Origin of the sequence: Ulvibacterium sp. (genome assembly GCF_965228935.1) — a bacterium.
Taxonomy (GTDB): Bacteria; Bacteroidota; Bacteroidia; order Flavobacteriales; family Flavobacteriaceae; genus Ulvibacterium.
Genome location: NZ_OZ245846.1, coordinates 1,603,518 through 1,623,675, shown reverse-complemented (window position 1 = coordinate 1,623,675; position 20,158 = coordinate 1,603,518). Strand labels below are relative to the sequence as shown.

19 protein-coding genes are annotated in these 20,158 nt (G+C 43.3%); 9 read left to right on the top strand and 10 right to left on the bottom strand.

What is annotated here, in order from left to right; all coding sequences use genetic code 11:
* Positions 1–31 precede the first annotated feature (31 nt).
* Positions 32–1,033: an NAD(P)H-dependent glycerol-3-phosphate dehydrogenase gene (locus ACO06Y_RS06675; RefSeq protein WP_422083053.1), complete on the top strand. Its 1,002-nt coding sequence runs from the start codon at positions 32–34 to the stop codon at positions 1,031–1,033.
* A gap of 12 nt (positions 1,034–1,045) precedes the next feature.
* Here ACO06Y_RS06675 and ACO06Y_RS06670 read toward each other — a convergent pair whose 3' ends face one another.
* On the bottom strand, positions 1,046–1,798 hold the full coding sequence (locus tag ACO06Y_RS06670) for a LytR/AlgR family response regulator transcription factor (protein WP_422083052.1): 753 nt from the start codon (positions 1,796–1,798) through the stop codon (positions 1,046–1,048).
* A 125-nt stretch (positions 1,799–1,923) separates the two neighbouring features.
* Between ACO06Y_RS06670 and ACO06Y_RS06665 the strand changes: the two genes are divergently transcribed.
* On the top strand, positions 1,924–3,249 hold the full coding sequence (locus ACO06Y_RS06665; protein WP_422083051.1) for an alpha/beta fold hydrolase: 1,326 nt from the start codon (positions 1,924–1,926) through the stop codon (positions 3,247–3,249).
* On the opposite strand, the gene ACO06Y_RS06660 is transcribed toward ACO06Y_RS06665, so the two are convergent.
* The 4 genes from ACO06Y_RS06660 to ACO06Y_RS06645 all read right to left on the bottom strand — a co-directional run bounded on the left by ACO06Y_RS06660 (position 3,246) and on the right by ACO06Y_RS06645 (position 7,444).
* Positions 3,246–4,910 (bottom strand): glycerol-3-phosphate dehydrogenase/oxidase, encoded by a 1,665-nt coding sequence (locus tag ACO06Y_RS06660; RefSeq protein ID WP_422083050.1) that lies wholly within the window; start codon positions 4,908–4,910, stop codon positions 3,246–3,248. The genes ACO06Y_RS06665 and ACO06Y_RS06660 overlap by 4 nt on opposite strands.
* Positions 4,911–5,024: 114 nt before the next feature.
* Complete coding sequence (gene glpK / locus ACO06Y_RS06655) at positions 5,025–6,509, bottom strand: glycerol kinase GlpK (protein ID WP_422084244.1); 1,485 nt, start codon at positions 6,507–6,509, stop codon at positions 5,025–5,027.
* 182 nt (positions 6,510–6,691) lie between these two features.
* On the bottom strand, positions 6,692–7,018 hold the full coding sequence (locus ACO06Y_RS06650) for an antibiotic biosynthesis monooxygenase family protein (RefSeq protein ID WP_422083049.1): 327 nt from the start codon (positions 7,016–7,018) through the stop codon (positions 6,692–6,694).
* A gap of 69 nt (positions 7,019–7,087) precedes the next feature.
* Positions 7,088–7,444, bottom strand: coding sequence for a hypothetical protein (locus ACO06Y_RS06645; protein ID WP_422083048.1), 357 nt, complete (start codon positions 7,442–7,444; stop codon positions 7,088–7,090).
* Between the two features lie 82 nt (positions 7,445–7,526).
* Here ACO06Y_RS06645 and ACO06Y_RS06640 point away from each other — a divergent pair, with 82 nt between their 5' ends.
* The 5 genes from ACO06Y_RS06640 (at position 7,527) to ACO06Y_RS06620 (ending at position 11,478) form a co-directional block, all read left to right on the top strand.
* The gene (locus ACO06Y_RS06640) at positions 7,527–8,126 is read left to right on the top strand and encodes a CvpA family protein (protein WP_422083047.1); all 600 of its coding nucleotides are present in this window, start codon (positions 7,527–7,529) and stop codon (positions 8,124–8,126) included.
* A 176-nt stretch (positions 8,127–8,302) separates the two neighbouring features.
* Entirely contained in the window at positions 8,303–8,809 is a 507-nt protein-coding gene (locus ACO06Y_RS06635; protein WP_422083046.1) for a CAP domain-containing protein, read from the top strand.
* Positions 8,810–8,920: 111 nt separating this feature from the next.
* Positions 8,921–9,460 (top strand): 3-hydroxyanthranilate 3,4-dioxygenase, encoded by a 540-nt coding sequence (locus ACO06Y_RS06630; RefSeq protein ID WP_422083045.1) that lies wholly within the window; start codon positions 8,921–8,923, stop codon positions 9,458–9,460.
* Between the two features lie 3 nt (positions 9,461–9,463).
* Positions 9,464–9,826, top strand: coding sequence for a DUF1304 domain-containing protein (locus ACO06Y_RS06625; protein ID WP_422083044.1), 363 nt, complete (start codon positions 9,464–9,466; stop codon positions 9,824–9,826).
* 98 nt (positions 9,827–9,924) lie between these two features.
* Entirely contained in the window at positions 9,925–11,478 is a 1,554-nt protein-coding gene (locus tag ACO06Y_RS06620; protein WP_422083043.1) for an aldehyde dehydrogenase family protein, read from the top strand.
* A gap of 218 nt (positions 11,479–11,696) precedes the next feature.
* Here the strand turns inward: ACO06Y_RS06620 and ACO06Y_RS06615 are convergent, their stop codons facing one another.
* A complete protein-coding gene (locus ACO06Y_RS06615) occupies positions 11,697–11,822 on the bottom strand; it encodes a hypothetical protein (RefSeq protein WP_422083042.1) in 126 nt (41 codons plus the stop codon).
* Between the two features lie 794 nt (positions 11,823–12,616).
* Between ACO06Y_RS06615 and ACO06Y_RS06610 the strand changes: the two genes are divergently transcribed.
* On the top strand, positions 12,617–13,072 hold the full coding sequence (locus ACO06Y_RS06610) for a hypothetical protein (protein ID WP_422083041.1): 456 nt from the start codon (positions 12,617–12,619) through the stop codon (positions 13,070–13,072).
* Between the two features lie 48 nt (positions 13,073–13,120).
* Here the strand turns inward: ACO06Y_RS06610 and ACO06Y_RS06605 are convergent, their stop codons facing one another.
* From ACO06Y_RS06605 to ACO06Y_RS06590, 4 genes are read right to left on the bottom strand one after another with little or no spacing between them, the layout of a single operon-like run.
* A complete protein-coding gene (locus ACO06Y_RS06605) occupies positions 13,121–14,116 on the bottom strand; it encodes an acyl-ACP desaturase (protein ID WP_422083040.1) in 996 nt (331 codons plus the stop codon).
* A 60-nt stretch (positions 14,117–14,176) separates the two neighbouring features.
* Positions 14,177–14,911 carry a metallophosphoesterase gene (locus ACO06Y_RS06600; protein WP_422083039.1) on the bottom strand — a complete coding sequence of 245 codons (735 nt, stop codon included), beginning with the start codon at positions 14,909–14,911 and terminating at the stop codon, positions 14,177–14,179.
* Positions 14,908–15,990, bottom strand: a complete 1,083-nt coding sequence (locus ACO06Y_RS06595; RefSeq protein ID WP_422083038.1) for a DNA helicase PriA — start codon at positions 15,988–15,990, stop codon at positions 14,908–14,910. The genes ACO06Y_RS06600 and ACO06Y_RS06595 overlap by 4 nt, the downstream gene beginning before the upstream one ends.
* A 30-nt stretch (positions 15,991–16,020) precedes the next feature.
* On the bottom strand, positions 16,021–17,160 hold the full coding sequence (locus tag ACO06Y_RS06590) for an SPFH domain-containing protein (protein WP_422083037.1): 1,140 nt from the start codon (positions 17,158–17,160) through the stop codon (positions 16,021–16,023).
* Between the two features lie 361 nt (positions 17,161–17,521).
* On the opposite strand from ACO06Y_RS06590, the gene ACO06Y_RS06585 reads away from it, so the two are divergent.
* Positions 17,522–20,071, top strand: coding sequence for an adenosylcobalamin-dependent ribonucleoside-diphosphate reductase (locus ACO06Y_RS06585; protein WP_422083036.1), 2,550 nt, complete (start codon positions 17,522–17,524; stop codon positions 20,069–20,071).
* The last annotated feature ends 87 nt before the right edge of the window (positions 20,072–20,158 follow it).

Sequence of the window (20,158 nt, the reverse complement as noted above, 5' to 3'; positions counted from 1 at the left end):
ATGAAAAACCTACTTGGTCCAAAAAAGATACATGGATAAAGACCTGAAATTCGCTGTACTCGGTGGAGGAAGTTGGGCCACGGCCCTCATAAAAATGCTTACCGAAAACATGGACAATGTTATCTGGTACATGCGAAACCCGGATGCGATCGGATATATCAAGATCCAAGGGCACAACCCCAATTACCTTTCCTCGGTAGAATTGGACTTGGGCAAGCTTCGATTGACCAATACCATCGATACGGCGATATCCGATGCCGATGTGTTGATCTTCGCCATTCCATCGGCGTTTTTGGAAAGTGAACTGCAGAAGTCGACTCTTCCACTTGAAGACAAAATCATTTTTTCGGCCATAAAAGGTATCGTTCCCGAAACCGGATTGATCGTTGGGGAGCACTTTCACGAAAAATACAATATCCCATTTGAGAATATAGGGGTCATTACCGGACCCTGCCATGCGGAAGAAGTGGCTTTGGAGCGACTTTCTTATTTGACCATTGCCTGTGCGGACGGGAAGAAAGCCAAATTGATGGCGAAAAATCTCAGTAGCCATTATATTAAAACCAAGATTACCAAGGACATCATAGGTACGGAATATGCTGCCATGCTTAAGAATATTTATGCCGTGGCGGCTGGAATAGCACATGGGCTGGGCTATGGGGATAACTTTCAGAGTGTCCTTATGAGCAATGCCATACGGGAGATGAAGCGTTTTACAAAACGTATCCACAATATTGATCGTAACATTAACGAATCGGCCTATTTAGGGGATCTCCTGGTTACGGGCTATTCTGTTTTTAGTCGCAATCGCATGTTCGGCAATATGATCGGCAAGGGCTATACCGTAAAAAGTGCCATGATGGAGATGAATATGGTAGCTGAAGGATATTATGCGACCAAAAGTACCTACAAGATAAAATCAAAACTCAAAAAAAAGGTGAAGACCCCGATTATCGATACGGTTTATGAAGTGCTTTACAATGGGAAAAATCCGCAAAAATCCTTTAAGGCCCTGACACATAAATTAAATTAATTCCAATATAGCTTACCCTAGAAGCAAATCATCTTTGGCACTGCTTCCCCGAGGAATAAACTGATTTTGAACCTCTACCGAATTTAGGTCATAGGATTTTATATAATCCTTGTTTACGATGTAAGATCGATGTATCCTTCTAAAGTTTCCGGGAAGGGCAGATAGTGTATTTTTTATACTCCCATAGACCGTTATCTTGGAGTTGTCCAAAAGATGGTAGGTTACATAATTCCCCAGGCCTTCTATATATACGATATTATTTGTGGACACTCGATGAATCCTTCGGTTCGCCTTTAACTCCAAGATTTTTTCATTTTCCTTCTCATTCTTTTCCCGCTCTATGACCCACAACTGAAAAAGCTTTATCCCTAGAATCAACAAAACCGTTGTATTGATCAACACCATGGCCCGTACCAACATTCGGATGCTAAATAAACCTGTACTGAAATCATTGAGTAAGAGCTCTTCATAGAAAAGGTGAATAAACACCCTTTGAAGTATTCCGGTGGACACCAGCATAATCGCATATCCCACTAAAAACTGAACATACCTACGTTTTAAAAGGAATTTAGGCAGCAAAAAGTAAAGGGTAGCGTATACCGCCAAAATACGAATGGGCAGCAAAACAAATTCCAAATAAAATGAAGCCATATAGCCTTCCTGGCCTGCCCAAAGTAGTCCGAACAGGGTATAATATCCTATCCAGAATAGTACATGTGTGGCTATCCTGGAGTTGAACAGGTAAAAATCATGAGCACTTTTCATCTTCCTAAAAAATTAAAATCATGTGTAGGTCTCTTTTTACATAAAAAGAACAGGGAACCATATAATTCGTCGGAATCTTAAAGTTAGGGAATCTAATTTTAAGGAAACCAAAAAATTGTATTGCTATGAAAATAGAAGTTAAAAGCGCTGGGCCGATTCTTATTGTTTTTTTGTTGACCGCTTGTCTGTTAAATGCACAAAATTTGGGTAGAAGGGCATTATGGCAAGCAAGGATAGCTCCATCGGATGCAGGGCCAGGGGCAACAATACAATCCCTTCAAAAAAATAGCCCATTGGAAAAGGAAGGGTTTTTACCGGAAGATCGACTTATCCGAGTAAATGGAGTTTCCATTTTGGACCAGGAAATCTGGAGCGACATTTTCTATGGACTAAGAGGAGATATACCCATAACCATAGAAGCTATAAGAAACGGTTCGCTATTCAAGAAAGAAGTTCGTTTTGAACCGCTTGAAATGGAATCCCACAAGAATTTGGAGACCTTCTATGAAGAGGTTACCAGTACCTATGGGACAACCCAAAGAACCATAATTACAAAACCGCGGAAGAAAGGAAAACAGCCCGCCATAGTATTGATCGGAGGTCTTAGTTGCTCCAGCATTGAAACGTATCCAGGGCGAAAAGGAAACTGGGTACAGACCATCACCGATTTAGTGGAAAAATCAGGAATGGTGGTCATGCGTATAGAAAAACCGGGTGTTGGAGATAGCGATGGGGATTGTGGTCAATCCGATTTTCTTATGGATCTCGCGGGGTACCGGGCAGCCATCCAAAGCTTAAAATCAAAGTCCTACGTAGACCCTGATAAAATTGTGGTTTATGGTTCCAGTATGGGAAGTGCGCTCGCCCCGTTATTGGCCAATGAATTTAATCTGGCCGGAGTAATTTCAGATGGGACCTTCTTTAAGACATGGTATGAGCATATGCTTGAAATTGAACGTCGGATTCTACAGTTTCAAGGGAATTCGGAAGCAGAAATTGTGGAAAAAATGAACAACTATTTCATTCCTCTATATTATGGGATGCTCATTGAAAAGAAGACGTATCAAGAAGTGGTCAATGCATATCCGGCCTTGGCCAAATACAATTACCACGGTCCGGCCCATATGTACGGGAGACCGGTACGCTACTATCAACAATTACAGGATTTCAACTTGGCCGGTCAATGGGAAAAACTTAAGGTTCCCGTACGAATATTGAGAGGAACCAATGATTGGATCATGTCCGCCTTTGACAATCAAATGATATTGGAGGTCTTAAAAAGAAATGGGCATTCCGATCATGAATTGTTGGAGTATCCCGGATTAGATCATTGGAACACCATTCACGAAACGGCAAAGGACTCCTTTGAAGGCAAGGAAGGAAAATGGGATGAAGGGACTATTCTCGCTATCATAGAATGGGCACGGGAAATGGCAGGTTTACAACCTTAGACCCGCTCCAAGCTAAAATTTGAATGCTCTTCAATTTCATGCAAAAGCTCCTCCTTCCATGCCAGGATTTGGGAATCATCAACCTTATAAATTGACTTGAACTCATCCAATACGGGTTCCATAAGATTACGTACCCCATCAATGTCAAAATACAACCTACCCGTCCTGCGGATGAAAAAGTCCATGGGATTTTGGACCATTTCGTAATGAATGCCAAATCGGAGTTCAGCCTTGATCATTTTTACTGTATTGTCCTTATCCTTTAGTTCGGCATAGGTATCTAAAATAGTTTCGGTCTGTTTCCCATAGTTGGTCACCAGGAACCAAGCATCGTAAGCTGTAAACCCATCCTCTTTTATACGTTCATAAATCTCAGAAATATACCGCTTCACATGTTTGAACTTTTTAAAGCCCACATTACCACATAGGGGAATAGTATCCGTGGTACATTCCTCGACTTCGGTATCGTGATCCTCCTCCAGTTTTTTGGCGATACGATTAACCACACGTTCGGCCATTTTTCGGTATCCCGTCAACTTTCCCCCAGCGATACTGATGAGACCGGTATCCGAGGTAAATATCTCATCCTTTCTTGAAAGTTCGGAAGCCGATTTACCTTCTTCATGGATCAAAGGACGCAACCCGGCCCAAGAGGAGATAATATCGTCCATTTCCAAATTAATGCTTGGGAACATATTATTGACCGCCGATATTAAATAAATGGCATCGGCCAAATCCGTCCGAACGTTATCCTTGTCCTTATTGAAGTTGGTATCCGTTGTTCCGATATAGGTAATTTTTCCACGGGGGATGGCAAACATCATACGCCCATCCGGGATATCAAAATAAACGGATTGCTTTACGGGAAGTTTCTCATGGGGAAATACCAGATGAACACCTTTGGTCAAGTGCAACTGTTTTCCCTTCTTGGAGTTGTTCATCCCGCGAAGTTCATCGACCCAAGGGCCTGCGGCATTGATTACATATTTTGATCTGATATCGAATTCCTTTCCGGAAATCCCATCCTCAATTTTTACCCCTGCTACCTGATCATCGGAATAGAGAAAGTCAACAACTTTGGCATAGTTCAAGGCTAGTGCGCCAAATTGAAGACTGGTCTTTATGTTCTCAATGGTAAGACGCGCATCATCGGTTCTATACTCGGCATAATAGCCGGCCCCATTCAGTATCTTTTTGGGTAATAACGGCTCCAGTTTTAGGGCTTCCTTTTTCTCGAGCATCTTCCGTTTGTCATCCCCAGAGACCTGTGCCAGAATATCGTAGACCTTTAATCCGATGGAAGTCAACCATTTCCCATAGGATCCATTTTCGATCAAGGGTAATAACATCTTCTCCGGAAGTACCAAATGCGGGGCCAATTTATGTACGATGGCCCGCTCCGAACCTACTTCCTTTACCAGCCAAAAATCGAATTGCTTTAAATAGCGCAAACCACCGTGGATCAGTTTTGTGGATTTGCTACTGGTGCCGGAGGCAAAATCCCCTTTTTCCACCAAGGCGACCTTCAACCCCCGTGAAGCTGCATCCAATGCAATGCCCCCTCCCGTAATGCCTCCTCCGATAACAATCAGGTCAAATTCGCCCTTGGATAGGTTTCCAACGGTTTTTGTTCTATCTAGATTTGAGAATTTTATGTTCATGTTGAACTTGTTTCAGTATTTTTTAATAATCCTTTATTCCTAACCAAGTAGGGCCCTAAAGTGCTGCTTCGTCTTTGGGGCTCCCGTTTTTTGAAAAGATAAATCCGGAGATGTTCATTGCCCTTCCCAACCCTTGGTACAATCTACGGCCTTTTGCCAATTTTTATACAGTCGCTTTCGCTTTACGCGATCAAAAGTGGGCTGAAAAATACGGTCCATAGGTCGATTTTGATCAACATCTTCCTGTGTCCAGAGCCCTACATGAATCCCTGCCAAAAATGCGGCACCCATAGCGGTGGACTCAATAACTTCCGGACGGTGTACCTCGGTATCCAAAATATCGGCCTGGAATTGCATCAGATAGTTGTTGGCACAGGCCCCGCCATCTACCCTAAGGTTTTCCAATTGAATTCCGGAATCATCCTCCATGGCCTTTAGGATATCCTTGGTTTGATAGGCCAAAGATTCCAAGGTGGCTTTCGCTAAATGGGCCTTTCCGGTATCGCGGGTCAATCCAAATATGGCACCACGGGCGTACATGTCCCAATAGGGTGCGCCGAGGCCGGCAAAGGCAGGTACCACATAAACCGAGCTTTCTCCTTCAATGGAATTCGCCAAAGCTTCGGTCTCCCTGGCATCCTTGATCAGTTCCAATCCATCCCGCAGCCATTGTATAGCCGCACCTGCAATAAAAATACTTCCTTCCAAGGCGTAGTTTACCTTGCCATCCAATCCATAGGCGATTGTGGTCAAAAGTCCGTTCTTGGAAAATTGAGGTTTTTCCCCAGTGTTCATCAACATAAAACAACCTGTACCGTACGTGTTTTTTGCGGTTCCTTTTTTAAAACAGCCCTGGCCAAAAAGTGCGGCCTGTTGATCTCCCGCGATTCCTGCGATAGGAATTTGTACCCCGTCAATTTCATAATCCCCGAAGTGGTGCGCCGATGGCCTTACATCGGGTAACATTGTTCTTGGAATCCCCAGGGCATTCAATAATTTATCGTCCCATTTTAAATTCACGATGTCATAGATCATGGTTCTGGAGGCATTGGTATAATCCGTAACATGATTTTTTTTATCCGTCATATTCCAAATTAGCCAGGTGTCCACGGTACCCATGAGCAAGTCGCCGTTCTCGGCTTTAACCTTGGCACCGGTAACATTATCCAAAATCCATTTGACCTTGGTTCCGGAAAAATAGGAGTCGATGACCAAACCTGTGGTCTTTCGGACGTGTTCGGTGTAACCATCATTTTTTAAACCCTCGCAAATATCCGCAGTTCGCTTGTCTTGCCAAACAATGGCATTATATATCGGTTCCCCGGTATTCCGGTCCCAGACCATGGTTGTCTCCCGCTGATTGGTAATCCCTATGGCCCTGATATCCGATGCGGATACATTTTCCTTTTGTATCAATTCGTTGAGTACGCCCATCTGGGATTCCAAAATTTCCATCGGATCATGTTCCACCCATCCCGATTTTGGAAAAATCTGTTTGAACTCCTTTTGTACCATGCCCCTTATTTTACCTTCTCTATCAACGAGCAGGGCACGCGAACTGGTAGTTCCTTGATCTAGCGAAATGATGTAGTCCATAATGGTGTTGTTTTATTGCCTAATGCTTTTTAAAAGTAGCATAAAGTAGCACAGCAAAGATATATAAATATACTCGTTTAAAAAGGAATGGCAAAGGGATAAAAATACTCTATCGTTATAGTAAGGGGGAACTTTATACATAGGCATCCCTACCTTCATGATCTAACCTTCGCCAAGGTTAAAATTTATGTATTTGAAGAAGTTCCCCTAAAGAAATCGTACTCCCGCTCTACCCTACAAATACGTATTTTGTACCATTCATACCAATCCGTGATTCCTTTTTCCTGTGCGAACTGATGATCGGCCTGGGCCTTCCAATCAGCGATGGCTTTCAAGGTTTTCCAGTAACTCACGGAAATCCCGACTTCGCCCCTTGCACTTTCAAATCCCAAAAATCCAGGTTGCTTTGAAGCGAGGTTCTCCATTTGTTCGGCCATTTCTGAATAACCATTATCGTTATCGGTAAGGGTCGAAGTAAAGATTACGGCATAATAGGGAGTGGTTCTGGACATTCAATATGATGTTTTTGGATTTCCCTTTTTTTATATTGGGTGGTTAATCCATTTGGGATATAGGGTTTCTTAATTTATATAGGATTTCTCCACAAAATAATTGACTATGGCCTCTTTCATCAGTACGGATTGCTCACCGGCCTTCAAGGGGGGTAAGGTCTCCTTTACGATATAATGGGGCCAGCCGTCCTCATCAAAAAAATCGAATTCATAGTAGCCATAGGGTTCCAATAACCGACAGATAGCGATATGCATCAGATTAAGCTTTTCGTCCTTTTTGTAGGCCCTGTGATATTGTCCCAACTCTTGGACGCCGATCAAATAAATAATGGCGTCCAGTTCCAAAAGATCCCCGTCTGAAAATTGAGCCGAAAGCTTCTCCACCAAGACGTCCCACCGTTCCTTAAGTTGTAAATCCCTAGACATACCTTTCTCCTGTTCGTTTCTTTAAGACCCGAGAGGTAAAGGTACAAATCAAAAATGTTACTTTTGCCAAAACATTTCCGGTATGAATTTCTTGGATATTGTTCTGGGCTTATTATTGCTATGGGGACTTTGGAAAGGCCTTAAAAATGGTCTTTTTCTGGAAATAGCCTCTATCATTGCCCTTGTAGCCGGAATTTTTGGAGCCATTCACTTCTCCTATTATGCCGGCGATTACCTTTCACAGAATATGGACTGGAATGAAAGGTATATCAACATTGCCGCTTTTATAATTACCTTTTTCGCTATTGTGCTTATTGTACATATAGCGGGAAAGTTCTTGACCAAAATTGCGGATTTTGCCATGTTGGGTCTACTGAATAAAATTGCAGGTGCCATTTTTGGCGCTTTGAAGGTTGCGGTAATACTTGGAGCGCTACTTGTTTTTTTTGAACGGGTAAATTCTTCCGCGGGTTTCGTTAAGAACGAGACCCTGGAAAGTTCCAAACTCTATGAACCCATTAAGGAAATAGGGGCCTTTGTCTTCTCAAAGGTTTTAAAGGGAAATTCAGGGGGTGAACCCGAGCCACAACAACAGCAGGTGGTATTCAATGACTTTCCATTGATGTCCCAAATTTCGTTATCCAAAATGATAACTGGCTCTAGAATTACCGATGTAGGTTAAAAAGTGCCTTTCATCGAAAAAAGAGCTTTTAGAAAGTTGATTTGGATAATTTTCTCTATTATTATCCCGTTGAATCTCTCCCCGTTCAACTTTTATTTCCGCTTTTTATCGGGAATAAGACCCCTACCGATCCAGACCTACTTGCGGGAACACCTACTTACAATTTAGAACATTGTATGAAACTGAAGTTAAACTCTGCAAACAGAGGGGTTGGCTATGCTTTTTTGGTGTGCTTGGCATTTTGGCTTACCGCCTGTTCCAAAGAATCCTATACCCCTGCCGAAATTCCCGATATTCCTGAAGCGGAAAATGCGGTCGAGGTGGAACAGGAACTCATGGGCGTAGTTAACGATCATAGAATATCCTTGGGCTATTCTGCCCTACAATATAGTCCCATAGCACACGAATATGCCAACGAGCATAATGATTATATGATAGCTCAGGGCGATTTGAGCCATGATAATTTCAGTGCACGTGCCTCAGGTATCGCCGCGGAGGTCAATGCGGAATACGTAGGTGAAAATGTGGCCAAGGATTATGATACCGCTTCGGAAGCATTCCAGGGATGGTTGAACAGTACCAGTCACAAAAAGACCATGGAGGACGAGTTTACGCATACTGCCGTAAGTGTAAAAAAAGATGCCAACGGTAACTTTTATTTTACCCAGCTCTTCTATCGCTAGCTTTCGGATAAAGCCAATTTCTTTTCTTAAATTTGATATAATCAGTGGATGGTTGTTTGTTGCCGATACGCGGGTAACCATTGGACAACTATATACTATCAACAAAGAATTATGGCAATCCCACCTCCTTTTAACCTCAACAAGTGGATCGAGGAAAATAGAGATACCCTAAAACCTCCCGTAGGCAACAAAAATTTATATAAGGACGCCGGAGACTATATTGTAATGATAGTTGCCGGTCCCAATGCCCGAAAGGATTATCACTACAATGAGACCGAGGAGCTTTTTTATCAATTAGAGGGAAATATCGAAGTACACATTCAGGAGGACGGGAAGAAGAAGACATTTAAATTGGGGCCCGGGGATATGTATCTACATCCTGCCAAAGTACCTCATTCCCCGGTTCGGCACAAAGGATCCATTGGCTTAGTGGTAGAACGCAAACGAGCCGACATGAATGTGGATGATGGACTCCTTTGGTTCTGTGACAATTGCAATCACAAGCTCTATGAAGCCTATTTTACCTTAAAGGATATCGAAAAGGACTTTTTGGCCCATTTCAAATATTTTTATGGCTCCGCAGCATTACGTACCTGTTCCAATTGCGGAACCGTGATGCCCGTAGATGAACGATTTATCGCCAAAGACTAGATTATGGAAATAGCGGCCAGAATATTGATCGGTTTGGTTGCCCTTCTTCATTTTTATTTTTTATGGTTCGAGATGTTCGCATGGACCACAAGGGGCCGAAAAATATTTCGCAATTTCCCCCCTGAACTTTTTGAGCCTACCAAACCTTTGGCGGCAAACCAAGGTTTGTACAATGGCTTTTTGGCCGCCGGATTGGTATGGACGTTCTTCATTGAAGATAGGATTTGGGTAGATTATATTTCCCTATTTTTTCTCGGGTGTGTTTCCATAGCTGGAATCTATGGCGCGTTAACAGCCGATAAGAAAATATTCTTCGTACAGGCGCTTCCAGCTTTGGTAGCAATTCTTCTGATTCTATTAAAATAAAAGGGATTAACAACATTAGTCCCTTCCAGGATAGGAAAACGGTTAATATTCGTAGCTTTGTCAAAATTCTAACAATTCATTCTTAAAAAGTTATAAAAATGTCTGTAGTTGCAACCGATTTTGGAATACAAAAAGCCTTGGACGAATTGGGTATCCGGGAGATAAATAGGGGAACCTCAACCGGTTCGGATAATTTCGGCTCGGGCGATAATATAGCATCCCATTCCCCCGTCGATGGCATGTTAATTGGAAGTGTAACGAGCACTACCCAGGAGGATTATGAAAAAGTCATAAACACTGCCGAAATAGCCTTTACATCTTGGCGCCAAACCCCGGCCCCGCAACGTGGGGAAATTGTTCGCCAATTTGGTGAAAAGCTACGACAACTAAAAGAACCCTTGGGAAAATTGGTATCCTATGAAATGGGTAAAAGCTATCAGGAAGGCCTGGGCGAGGTCCAAGAAATGATAGACATCTGCGATTTTGCGGTTGGACTTTCCAGACAATTGCATGGCCTTACCATGCATTCGGAACGTCCGGGGCATCGCATGTATGAGCAATACCATCCGTTGGGTGTGGTGGGTATTATTTCCGCCTTTAATTTCCCCGTCGCCGTTTGGGCCTGGAACACGGCCTTGGCTTGGGTCTGCGGGGATGTATGCATTTGGAAGCCTTCCGAAAAAACACCTTTATGTGGCGTTGCCTGTCAAAATATCATCGCAGAAGTACTCCGGGAGAATAATTTACCTGAAGGGATTTCCTGTTTGATCAACGGGGACTATAAAGTAGGAGAGTTCATCACAACCGATAAAAGAGTCCCTTTGATTTCTGCTACGGGATCCATTCGGATGGGTAAGATCGTGGCTCAAGCCGTTGCGGCAAGGCTGGGAAAATCGCTCTTGGAACTCGGAGGAAACAATGCCATTATCGTTACACCGGATGCCGATGTAAAAATGACCGTCATCGGAGCGGTATTTGGAGCCGTAGGAACCTGTGGGCAACGGTGTACTTCTACCCGAAGATTAATTGTTCATGAATCAATTTATGACCAAGTAAAAAATGCGGTAGTGGATGCTTACCAACAACTACGTATCGGAAATCCTTTGGACCAGAATAACCACGTGGGCCCATTGATCGATACCGATGCAGTGGAAATGTACCAAAAGGCCTTGGAGCAGGTTGTTGCGGAAGGTGGAAAGTTGATAGTAAGCGGGGGTGTTCTCGAAGGCGAAGGGTATGAAAGTAGCTGTTATGTAAAACCGGCCATTGCCGAGGCCAAGAATGATTTCGAAATCGTTCAGCATGAGACCTTTGCGCCAATTTTGTATTTGCTAAAATATTCCGGGGATGTGGAAAATGCCATAGCCATTCAGAACGGTGTGGTACAGGGGCTTTCATCCGCAATAATGACCAACAATCTACGGGAAGCCGAAAAGTTTCTCTCCGCAGCGGGAAGCGATTGTGGTATTGCCAATGTGAATATTGGTACCTCTGGCGCCGAGATCGGCGGTGCTTTTGGAGGTGAGAAAGAGACCGGAGGTGGCCGGGAAAGTGGTTCGGATGCCTGGAAAGTCTATATGCGCAGGCAAACAAATACCATTAATTTCTCCGATCAACTACCGTTGGCCCAAGGAATAACATTTAACCTATAAAAGTGTGCAATCCTCTTGCTCTATTGTTAGCGGGAGTACAAGGTATACCATTCGATTTGTAAAAAGAAAGGCCCGCTGACCCCTTAGCTCCTTCATCCGCTATCGGCGGACTGGCTCAAAGGGTCAGCGGACCTAGAGACACATACAAAACTAATTCAAACACCTGTTTTTGACCAAACAAGCATGCCAAACTTATTAATTGGCGAGGATGGATTTACCTATTTGTTTTTGGCTTCCACCGGTTTTGGTTCCTTTACGGTCCAACTTCCATGTAATAAGGACTGCAGACCCAAGACCAGGAACATACATAGAAAGGTCACTACTTTTATAATCTCGGTTTTCATATCCATGAGGCGTATTTGTTCGATGTTTCTAAAATTACGTTCCAAAAAGCCAAATTCCACATAGCATTGTACTTTCTACCCAACTTTCTGTATAATCTTCACATTATCCATTAAGGTTGGTAGATTTTCGATTTCGGGAAAAAGAAAGATTTGGTTCGTATACAAATAGTAAACCCGCTAGATCCAAGTATGGAAACGTAGCGGGTTTAAAACCAACCAAACTAACTAACTCAAAATATGCTTAAAACCCTACCCCAATGCCAGAACCTTGTTGGGAGAGGTAGGGTTGCATTGCTGATATTTTTTGCAATTTCCTAAATATTTTCGCAACTGGTATCCTACTTTTTATAAGTGGTCATAAAAACTGTATGACTTGATTCAAAAAGCCTATGTTTTGTAATCCTTACCGTACCGATTTCTAGGATTTACTATATCATTTTAACATTTTTTAGGATTTTTTTAATACATTGTAGTCCAAATACTTAAATAAATATTGACCATGACACGGAGAATTACAAACCTGCTTGGAATCATTATAACCATTATAGCGGGCATTTGGTTTTTTATGATGCTGTGTAGCGAATGCAGCCCTGTATTTTAGACAAAACCGTAAAGGTTGAAAAGGGATACCGCTTCCAAAGCATTTAGTCCTCCCCCTATAACCGCTCACCTCCCTTAAGGAGAAGTAAAAACCATGAAGCGGTAATTACCGTAAATTAAGTCATTAACTATAAACTATTAGGAATATGGATTTTTCAACTATGAACATCTGGTGTTTTTTAATCCCTTTGCTTGTGGGAATATTATGTGCCTTTTTTGGTTATCTCATTGGCAAGGGAAAAGATAATTCCAAGGAAATCCAAGCTTTGCAGGGAAACAACGCAAAGTTAAAAGCCGATCTGGAGGATTGTAACAATAAATTAAAGGAAGCTACTACGCCTGCGCCAATTCCTTTTGATGCGGCAAAGGCAAAGGCCGTTTTTGGAAAAACAATTAAACAGGATGATCTTAAGATAGTAGAAGGTATTGGCCCCAAAATACAGCAAATGTTCCAGGATGCCGGCATAAAGACCTGGAAGGATCTATCCGAAACGGCGGTGGCCCGTTGCAAGGAAATTCTCGAAACCGGAGGTGAACGCTACAAGGTCCACGACCCTGCTTCTTGGCCCATGCAAGCGAAAATGGCATACGAAGGCAAGTGGAAGGAACTATTTAAGTGGCAGGAAGAACATGACCATGGAAAGCTATAGTCACTTCCAAAAAGAGCACAAAAAAATCCCGCTCTAGCGGGATTTTTTTTAAAGTGTTCCATTGGCCTCTACCCACTTAAATCGGTATTGATCCTCGGGAAATTTCATACGTTCCTGAATACGCTGTAATCTTTCGGGCAGCTTCATCAAATAATCCCTTGCGCGTTGCGCATCATCGGAAAGTCCCCGTACCGTGTCAATCTGCCAGTACGCATTCAGTTTTTTAAGAATTTCAATGTAGTCTAACGCAGTGTAGACGCCTAAACGTTGGGCGCAGTTCGAAAAGTTTTCAAAAGCCTCGCCTATCACCCCACCGGATTCCCTCAAAAAATGGGCCGGCATTACAATTTTCTTCTTCATCATATCCGTAAAGGCCAACATCATTCCGCTGGGATCCTCCCCAAAAATGGTCTTTACAAACTCGCGATAGGCCAAATGGTGCCGCATTTCATCCCCGGCTATTATCGTACACATCTTCCCCAACAGTGCATTGCCTTTTTTCTTGGCCAGTTGCCCCACTCTTTTATGGGAAATATTGGTGGCCAATTCTTGAAAGGTGGTATATACGAAATTCTTGTAAGGATCCCGGTCTGTGCCAATATCGAATCCATCATTGATCAAATGTTGGGTCGTAATCTCTACCTCCCGCATATTGACCCTACCCGAGAGGTATAGGTATTTGTTCAAAACATCCCCATGACGGTTTTCCTCAGCGGTCCACGCCCTTACCCATTTGGACCACCCGCTTCCTCCTTCTACGTGTTGATTTATACCTTCAACATCCATTAACCAGGATTCATAAGTGGGCAAAGCTTCCTCGGTTATGGTATCCGCCACCATGGTCACCCAAAAATCATACCCCAATTCCTTGGATTCTTCTCGTACCTGTTCAATGTCATCATAAAAACTTTCGCTCTGGGAATCCGGTAAAAAATCCGAAGGTTGCCATATCTCTTCTATGGGAATCAAAAAAGAGTCCATAAATCCCTCCACCTGTGGTTCAATGGCCTGCATTACCTCCAATCTAATATTCTTTTCAGGCATATTCTATTTTTTTGTAAAGATCGTTATAAAATACGGAACTAGGCCGTTTAAGGGGGATTTTCAATTGCGTCCGTTCTCATCCGGATATAATTCATGCACGGGATCGCTTTGCCAGAATCTCTTGGTATCCACATCCAATACCGTAAGTGGGCCCTTAAATGCCGCTCCTGTGTCAATGTTCCAAACATTGGCGGCCCTCCGCGGCTCAACGGCCTTGACTTTGGAAATAGGGGTGTGACCGATGTATATCTCACGGTAATGGGTCAATCGTTTGGGATAGGCCGGGTCATCCTTGGCAAGGTTGGGATCAAGGGATCTGGCCAATTCCCATAAGGTACGGTCCCAATAAAAGGTTTGTTTAAAATATTCGTATTCAATACCTCTTAGATTCGTGAACCCTGCATGCAAAAACAGTCTTTCTTCCTCGTCCAGATGGTAGTTTTTCAAATCCTGATAGAATAGCATGTGGACATTTTTGGTTTCGGTATCCGTTTTTTGATATGATTCCATTGTGGCACTTCCCCCGTGTTGCAACCAAAGTGGATTATCTCCCCCGTCCACAAGCCAATCATAGCAAAGTTCGTCATGGTTACCCCTTAAAAAGATGCAATCATGGGTCTTTGAAAGCTGTATCAAAAAATTCACGGTTTCAACGGCCGTACTCCATCCATCTACATAGTCTCCCAAAAAAATCAATATATCCTCAGGAGTTACCGCCGCTCTCTTCAATACCTGCTCCAAAGCCTTTAGTCCCGAGTGTACATCTCCGATGACCAACGTTCTTTTTATACTCATTGTGCAAAAATCGCAATAATGGCTATGATGACAAGGATAAAAAGCACCAAAAAGAAAATTTTCCAAAACGAATACGGCCTGGTCCCACTTAAAACTCCAGTTTGCCCATTTACATAGAAATGATATTCCTTACCGTTATACCTATAGGAACTGATGTAGACCGGGAGCAAAATGTGCTTAAAGGTTTCTTCGGAAAGTTTTATGTCCGCATGATGGATGCGTTGCGTATCTCCCCCAATGTCCCTCCGAATCCAGTTGTAGGCAATCTCCTTGGCCTTTTGAAAAGACCGACGGTGCCCTTCCTTTAAGGAAACGGTATACTTTTCGGTAACAAAGCCCGATAAATATTTTGAATTGAAAGTCGTAAGCTCCTTAAGGTTCCAAAAGGCAACCTTAGATGGTATGTCCTTTCTTTTTTTCTGCGAGGCATTAATCAATATGTCATCTACAAAACCTTTTACGCTGCCCGATGCATGGGACCATCGTGTCTTTCTTACCCGTTGGGTACGTGTCCCGTTTTTGGTGCGTATCCTTCTGGTCTCGTAATAATATTCCCCTCGTTGTCCCTGATAAGAAGCATTAAGATCGGCATCAAAGGTCCAATAGGGCACATAAAGTCCATGGAGTCCCTCTGGATTTAGGGCGGCCCTCTTCAGTTTATTTGGGGCAAACCAAAGGGCATTTACCCACTTCTTAAAGATTTTCCGGGCTTTGATAGCGTCCAATTGAAAAGGTACCAGTGCCCCTGGCAAGATCCACCCTTCTTTTTCGATATCCTCCCGTATCAAAGGTTCCCCACAATAGACGCAGTCCAGGGATTTATAATTTTCCTCGACATGTTGGTTGGCCCCGCAATTTTTGCAATGCAGCAGTTCTATGGTTTCCGTATAGGCATTTTCCCCAACGACTTTGAGATAATGTTGAAGTTCCAGTTCCTCAAAACTGCTTTTGGCCTGTTCTATGAATTCTTCATAACCACAATACTCACATTTCAATTGATGTGATCCCGGCTTGAACTTGAGCTCCGCACCACAATTGGCACAGGCCTTTTTAAATTCCGATTTTTGGGTTTCTTCCATGAAGGGGATTTGTCATTCCCAACAAAAGGTTTATTCTGTTGGTAAAGGTGGAGGAGTAGTACCTCCCAAGAATCCTTTAAGTTCCTCAACATCCTTCAAAGCGGCCCATTCTTGCATTCCGGGTTTCCAGATCAGGGAATCCCTATTAATAGCCCTAGCGGCAAAGAGCTCTTTTAATCTATCAAAAGAAACAGGGCCCATTTGTTGCCCATTTACCGCATAGTGATAAAGTATTTGCGCAGGCATTGGCGGAGGTACGGGTGCCCCCTGAACAGTTGGGCCGCCAAAAGGTTGTTGTACGGCCTGTGGGTTCATCATGTTCCCCATTTGCTGTGCAAGGACAAAACCCATTCCCATACCCATACCGGCCCCTGCAGTGCCCCCCTCGTTTTTGGCAGCAGCTTCCATGGCCTTCGCCGCCTTAAATTGGGAAAGCTTGGCCATGTCCAATTTGTCCAAACGACTGTATTCAAAAATCTCCTTTTTAAGTTCTTCGGGCATGGATACGTTTTCAATATAAAACCGCTCCAACTCAATGCCGACACGTTGAAATTCCGGTTGCATCACCTCCTGACAGGTTTCTGAAAGCTCGCTTGTGTTCGCGGCATATAGTTCCACGGGAAGATTGGCTTCTCCCACCGTATCCGTAAAACGTGTTACAATTAAACTTTTCAGATGTTCGTTTACCTCATAATTGGTAAAATTGCCATCCGTTCCCACAACATCGATTACAAATTTGCCCGGGTCGCTTATTCGAAAACTATAGGTCCCAAAAGCGCGAATCTCAACAAGACCGAATCGCTCATCGCTAAGCATAAACGGATTTTTGGTGCCCCATTTCTCATCCGTGAACAAGCGGGTGTTCACAAAATATACCTCGGCCTTGAACGGACTATCAAATCCATATTTCCAACCCTTGAGGGTGGTAAGTATGGGCAAGTTCTGGGTGTTTAGAGTATAGGTTCCCGGGGTGAAGACATCCGCCAATTGCCCCTCGTTCACAAAGACCGCTGTCTGGCCCTCGCGAACGATCAATTTTGCATTGTTCTTTATCTCGTTCTGGTAACGTTCAAAACGGTGAACAATGGTATTATTGGTGTTATCCAACCACTCTATGATGTCTATGAATTCGTGGCTCAGCTTTTTCTTTATTTCATTAAAGAGATCCATATTTTAAAGGTTTCAAATTTTTTAAGAAGGTACAGATTTCCTGCAAACGTGCAAAGCATAAAGTAAAATAAGCTTGGCATCTAAAACAAATTCATAACAACAGTTTTGGTAGACATTAAAATGGTCGATGTGCACGTACAATCCAAAGTATATACAGCTACTAAATAATTTATTCCGAAGACCAACAATTTCATTTTTTTGTCAACTTTTTGCTGTTGATAAATTTTTATTTTTCTGATTTTCAATTATTTAAACATATTTTTTTGTATACTTTATGACTTTTGTCAGTTTTCGATTATTTCACTTTTGAGTAATTTTACATGCGATTGTTCAACTACTCCTAACCTTTAATCTATCACAAATGCAACTTAAAGCCGTGAAAACTCCTTCGAGAATCTATACGCAGCAGGAAGCTTTTGAGGCTTCCTTGAGCTACTTCAATAATGATGACCTTGCCGCCAGGGTATGGGTAAACAAATATGCCCTAAAGGATTCCCAGGGGAATATTTATGAACGGATCCCGGACGATATGCACCGAAGGATCGCCAAGGAAATTACGCGGATTGAAAAAAAATATCCGAATCCTTTGAGCGAGGAAAAAATTTATGGGCTGATCAAAAATTTCAAATACATTGTACCTCAGGGCAGTCCCATGGCCGGTATTGGCAATCCATTTCAGATTGCTTCCCTTTCCAATTGTTTTGTGGTAGGGAACGATGGTGATTCCGATTCCTATGGCGGAGTACTGAAAATAGACCAGGAACAAGTGCAATTAATGAAACGTCGCGGAGGGGTAGGCCACGACCTTTCACATATTAGGCCAAAAGGCTCCCCGGTAAAGAATTCGGCATTGACTTCCACGGGTCTTGTCCCTTTTATGGAACGTTATTCCAATTCCACTCGAGAGGTGGCCCAAGATGGCAGAAGGGGGGCATTAATGCTATCGGTATCCATAAACCATCCGGATGCCGAGGATTTCATTGACGCCAAAATGGAGCAGGGCAAGGTAACCGGTGCCAATGTATCCGTACGTATGGATGATACCTTTATGCAGGCCGTGGAACAGGACTCGGAATACATCCAAAAATTTCCCATACACTCCTCAGAACCAAAGGCCTTCAAAAAAATAGATGCCAAGCAAGTATGGAATAAAATCGTTCATAATGCTTGGCAGTCCGCGGAACCGGGAATACTATTCTGGGATACGATTATCCGGGAATCCGTACCGGATTGTTATGCGGATTTGGGCTACCGAACGGTTTCCACCAATCCTTGCGGTGAAATCCCACTTTGCCCCTATGATTCTTGTCGCCTTTTGGCCATAAACCTTTTCTCCTACGTAGAGCATCCGTTTACCAAAAAGGCCAAGTTCAATTTTGAACTATTTAAAAAACACGTAGCGGCCGCACAACGTATCATGGATGACATTATTGATCTGGAATTGGAAAAGGTAGATCGAATCCTTGCCAAAATAGATGCTGACCCGGAATTGGAGGAAACCAAGGCCGTGGAACGCAATCTTTGGATCAAAATTCGGGAAAAGGCCAGGGAGGGTCGCCGTACCGGAATAGGCATCACTGCAGAAGGGGACATGCTTGCCGCCTTAGGGCTGCGGTACGGTAGTGAGGAAGCCAATGCCTTTTCCATCTCCGTACATAAATGTCTTGCCCTGGAGGCCTACCGCTCATCCGTTTATTTGGCCAAGGATCGTGGTGCCTTTGGAATTTTCGATGCCGATCGGGAAAAACAAAATCCATTTATCCTACGATTAAAGGAGGCCGATGAAAAACTGTATTACGAAATGTTGGAACATGGGCGAAGGAACATTGCCTTATTGACCATTGCGCCGACCGGCACTACTAGTTTAATGACCCAGACTACCTCCGGAATCGAACCGGTATTCCTTCCGGTCTATAAACGCCGTAGAAAAGTAAACCCCAACGACAATGGTACACGGGTAGATTTTGTGGATGAGGTCGGAGACTCTTGGGAGGAGTACTTGGTTTTCCATCATCGTTTTAAGCAATGGATGGAAGCAAACGGCATAGATACCGAAAAAAACTATGATCAGGATCAGATTGATGCCTTGGTCAAAAAATCACCCTACTACAGGGCCACTTCCAATGATGTGGACTGGTTGAGCAAAGTGCGATTACAGGGTTCCGTACAGAAATGGGTGGACCACTCCATAAGCGTCACCATTAATCTCCCCAATGATGTATCCGAAGAACTGGTTGGTCAACTCTATTTAGAGGCTTGGCGCGTGGGTTGTAAAGGGGTTACGGTATACCGTGATGGTTCGCGCTCCGGGGTTCTTATTTCCAGTAGCGAAAAAGAGCAGAAGGAAGAGTCCCCAAGTCCTTTTCCTACCAAACGCCCACAGGTACTGGAAGCGGATGTAGTCCGATTTCAGAATAATAAGGAAAAGTGGATCGCGTTTATTGGTCTAATAGAAGATAGACCTTATGAAATCTTTACAGGTCTTTCGGATGATGAAGACGGTATATTACTTCCCCGTTGGGTAGAGGATGGCCTTATCATTAAAAACAGAAATGAGGATGGTACCTCGCGATATGATTTTCAATACAAAAACAAGCGGGGCTACAAAACCACCATTGAAGGGCTTTCCCATAAGTTCAACCCGGAATATTGGAACTACGCCAAATTGATTTCCGGTACCTTACGCCACGGCATGGCCATAGAAAAGGTAGTAGACCTTATCAACAGCCTACAATTGGATAGTGAACAGATAAATACTTGGAAAAATGGCGTGGCCAGGGCCTTAAAACGCTATGTAGCCGACGGCACCATGGCCAAGGGGCAAAAATGCAATAATTGTAAATCCACAAACCTGGTTTATCAGGAAGGTTGTCTTACTTGTAAGGATTGTGGGTCTTCCAAATGTGGGTGACCCATATCCCAACATAAAAACAAAAAGCGCATCTTCAAATAAGATGCGCTTTTTTCATGCGGGGCAATTCTAGGCATTGGTAGCCAT

What these genes read in the sequence shown, in the direction of transcription:
- ACO06Y_RS06665 (WP_422083051.1), top strand. Translation starts at nt 1,924, where the DNA reads ATGAAAATAGAAGTTAAAAGCGCTGGGCCGATTCTTATTGTTTTTTTG.
- ACO06Y_RS06650 (WP_422083049.1), bottom strand. Translation starts at nt 7,018, where the DNA reads ATGTCCAGAACCACTCCCTATTATGCCGTAATCTTTACTTCGACCCTT.
- ACO06Y_RS06645 (WP_422083048.1), bottom strand. Translation starts at nt 7,444, where the DNA reads ATGTCTAGGGATTTACAACTTAAGGAACGGTGGGACGTCTTGGTGGAG.
- ACO06Y_RS06615 (WP_422083042.1), bottom strand. Translation starts at nt 11,822, where the DNA reads ATGAAAACCGAGATTATAAAAGTAGTGACCTTTCTATGTATGTTCCTG.
- ACO06Y_RS06595 (WP_422083038.1), bottom strand. Translation starts at nt 15,990, where the DNA reads ATGGAAGAAACCCAAAAATCGGAATTTAAAAAGGCCTGTGCCAATTGT.
- ACO06Y_RS06620 (WP_422083043.1), top strand. Translation starts at nt 9,925, where the DNA reads ATGTCTGTAGTTGCAACCGATTTTGGAATACAAAAAGCCTTGGACGAA.
- ACO06Y_RS06675 (WP_422083053.1), top strand. Translation starts at nt 32, where the DNA reads ATGGATAAAGACCTGAAATTCGCTGTACTCGGTGGAGGAAGTTGGGCC.
- ACO06Y_RS06600 (WP_422083039.1), bottom strand. Translation starts at nt 14,911, where the DNA reads ATGAGTATAAAAAGAACGTTGGTCATCGGAGATGTACACTCGGGACTA.
- ACO06Y_RS06605 (WP_422083040.1), bottom strand. Translation starts at nt 14,116, where the DNA reads ATGCCTGAAAAGAATATTAGATTGGAGGTAATGCAGGCCATTGAACCA.
- ACO06Y_RS06670 (WP_422083052.1), bottom strand. Translation starts at nt 1,798, where the DNA reads ATGAAAAGTGCTCATGATTTTTACCTGTTCAACTCCAGGATAGCCACA.
- ACO06Y_RS06590 (WP_422083037.1), bottom strand. Translation starts at nt 17,160, where the DNA reads ATGGATCTCTTTAATGAAATAAAGAAAAAGCTGAGCCACGAATTCATA.
- ACO06Y_RS06625 (WP_422083044.1), top strand. Translation starts at nt 9,464, where the DNA reads ATGGAAATAGCGGCCAGAATATTGATCGGTTTGGTTGCCCTTCTTCAT.
- ACO06Y_RS06635 (WP_422083046.1), top strand. Translation starts at nt 8,303, where the DNA reads ATGAAACTGAAGTTAAACTCTGCAAACAGAGGGGTTGGCTATGCTTTT.
- ACO06Y_RS06585 (WP_422083036.1), top strand. Translation starts at nt 17,522, where the DNA reads ATGCAACTTAAAGCCGTGAAAACTCCTTCGAGAATCTATACGCAGCAG.
- ACO06Y_RS06640 (WP_422083047.1), top strand. Translation starts at nt 7,527, where the DNA reads ATGAATTTCTTGGATATTGTTCTGGGCTTATTATTGCTATGGGGACTT.
- ACO06Y_RS06660 (WP_422083050.1), bottom strand. Translation starts at nt 4,910, where the DNA reads ATGAACATAAAATTCTCAAATCTAGATAGAACAAAAACCGTTGGAAAC.
- ACO06Y_RS06630 (WP_422083045.1), top strand. Translation starts at nt 8,921, where the DNA reads ATGGCAATCCCACCTCCTTTTAACCTCAACAAGTGGATCGAGGAAAAT.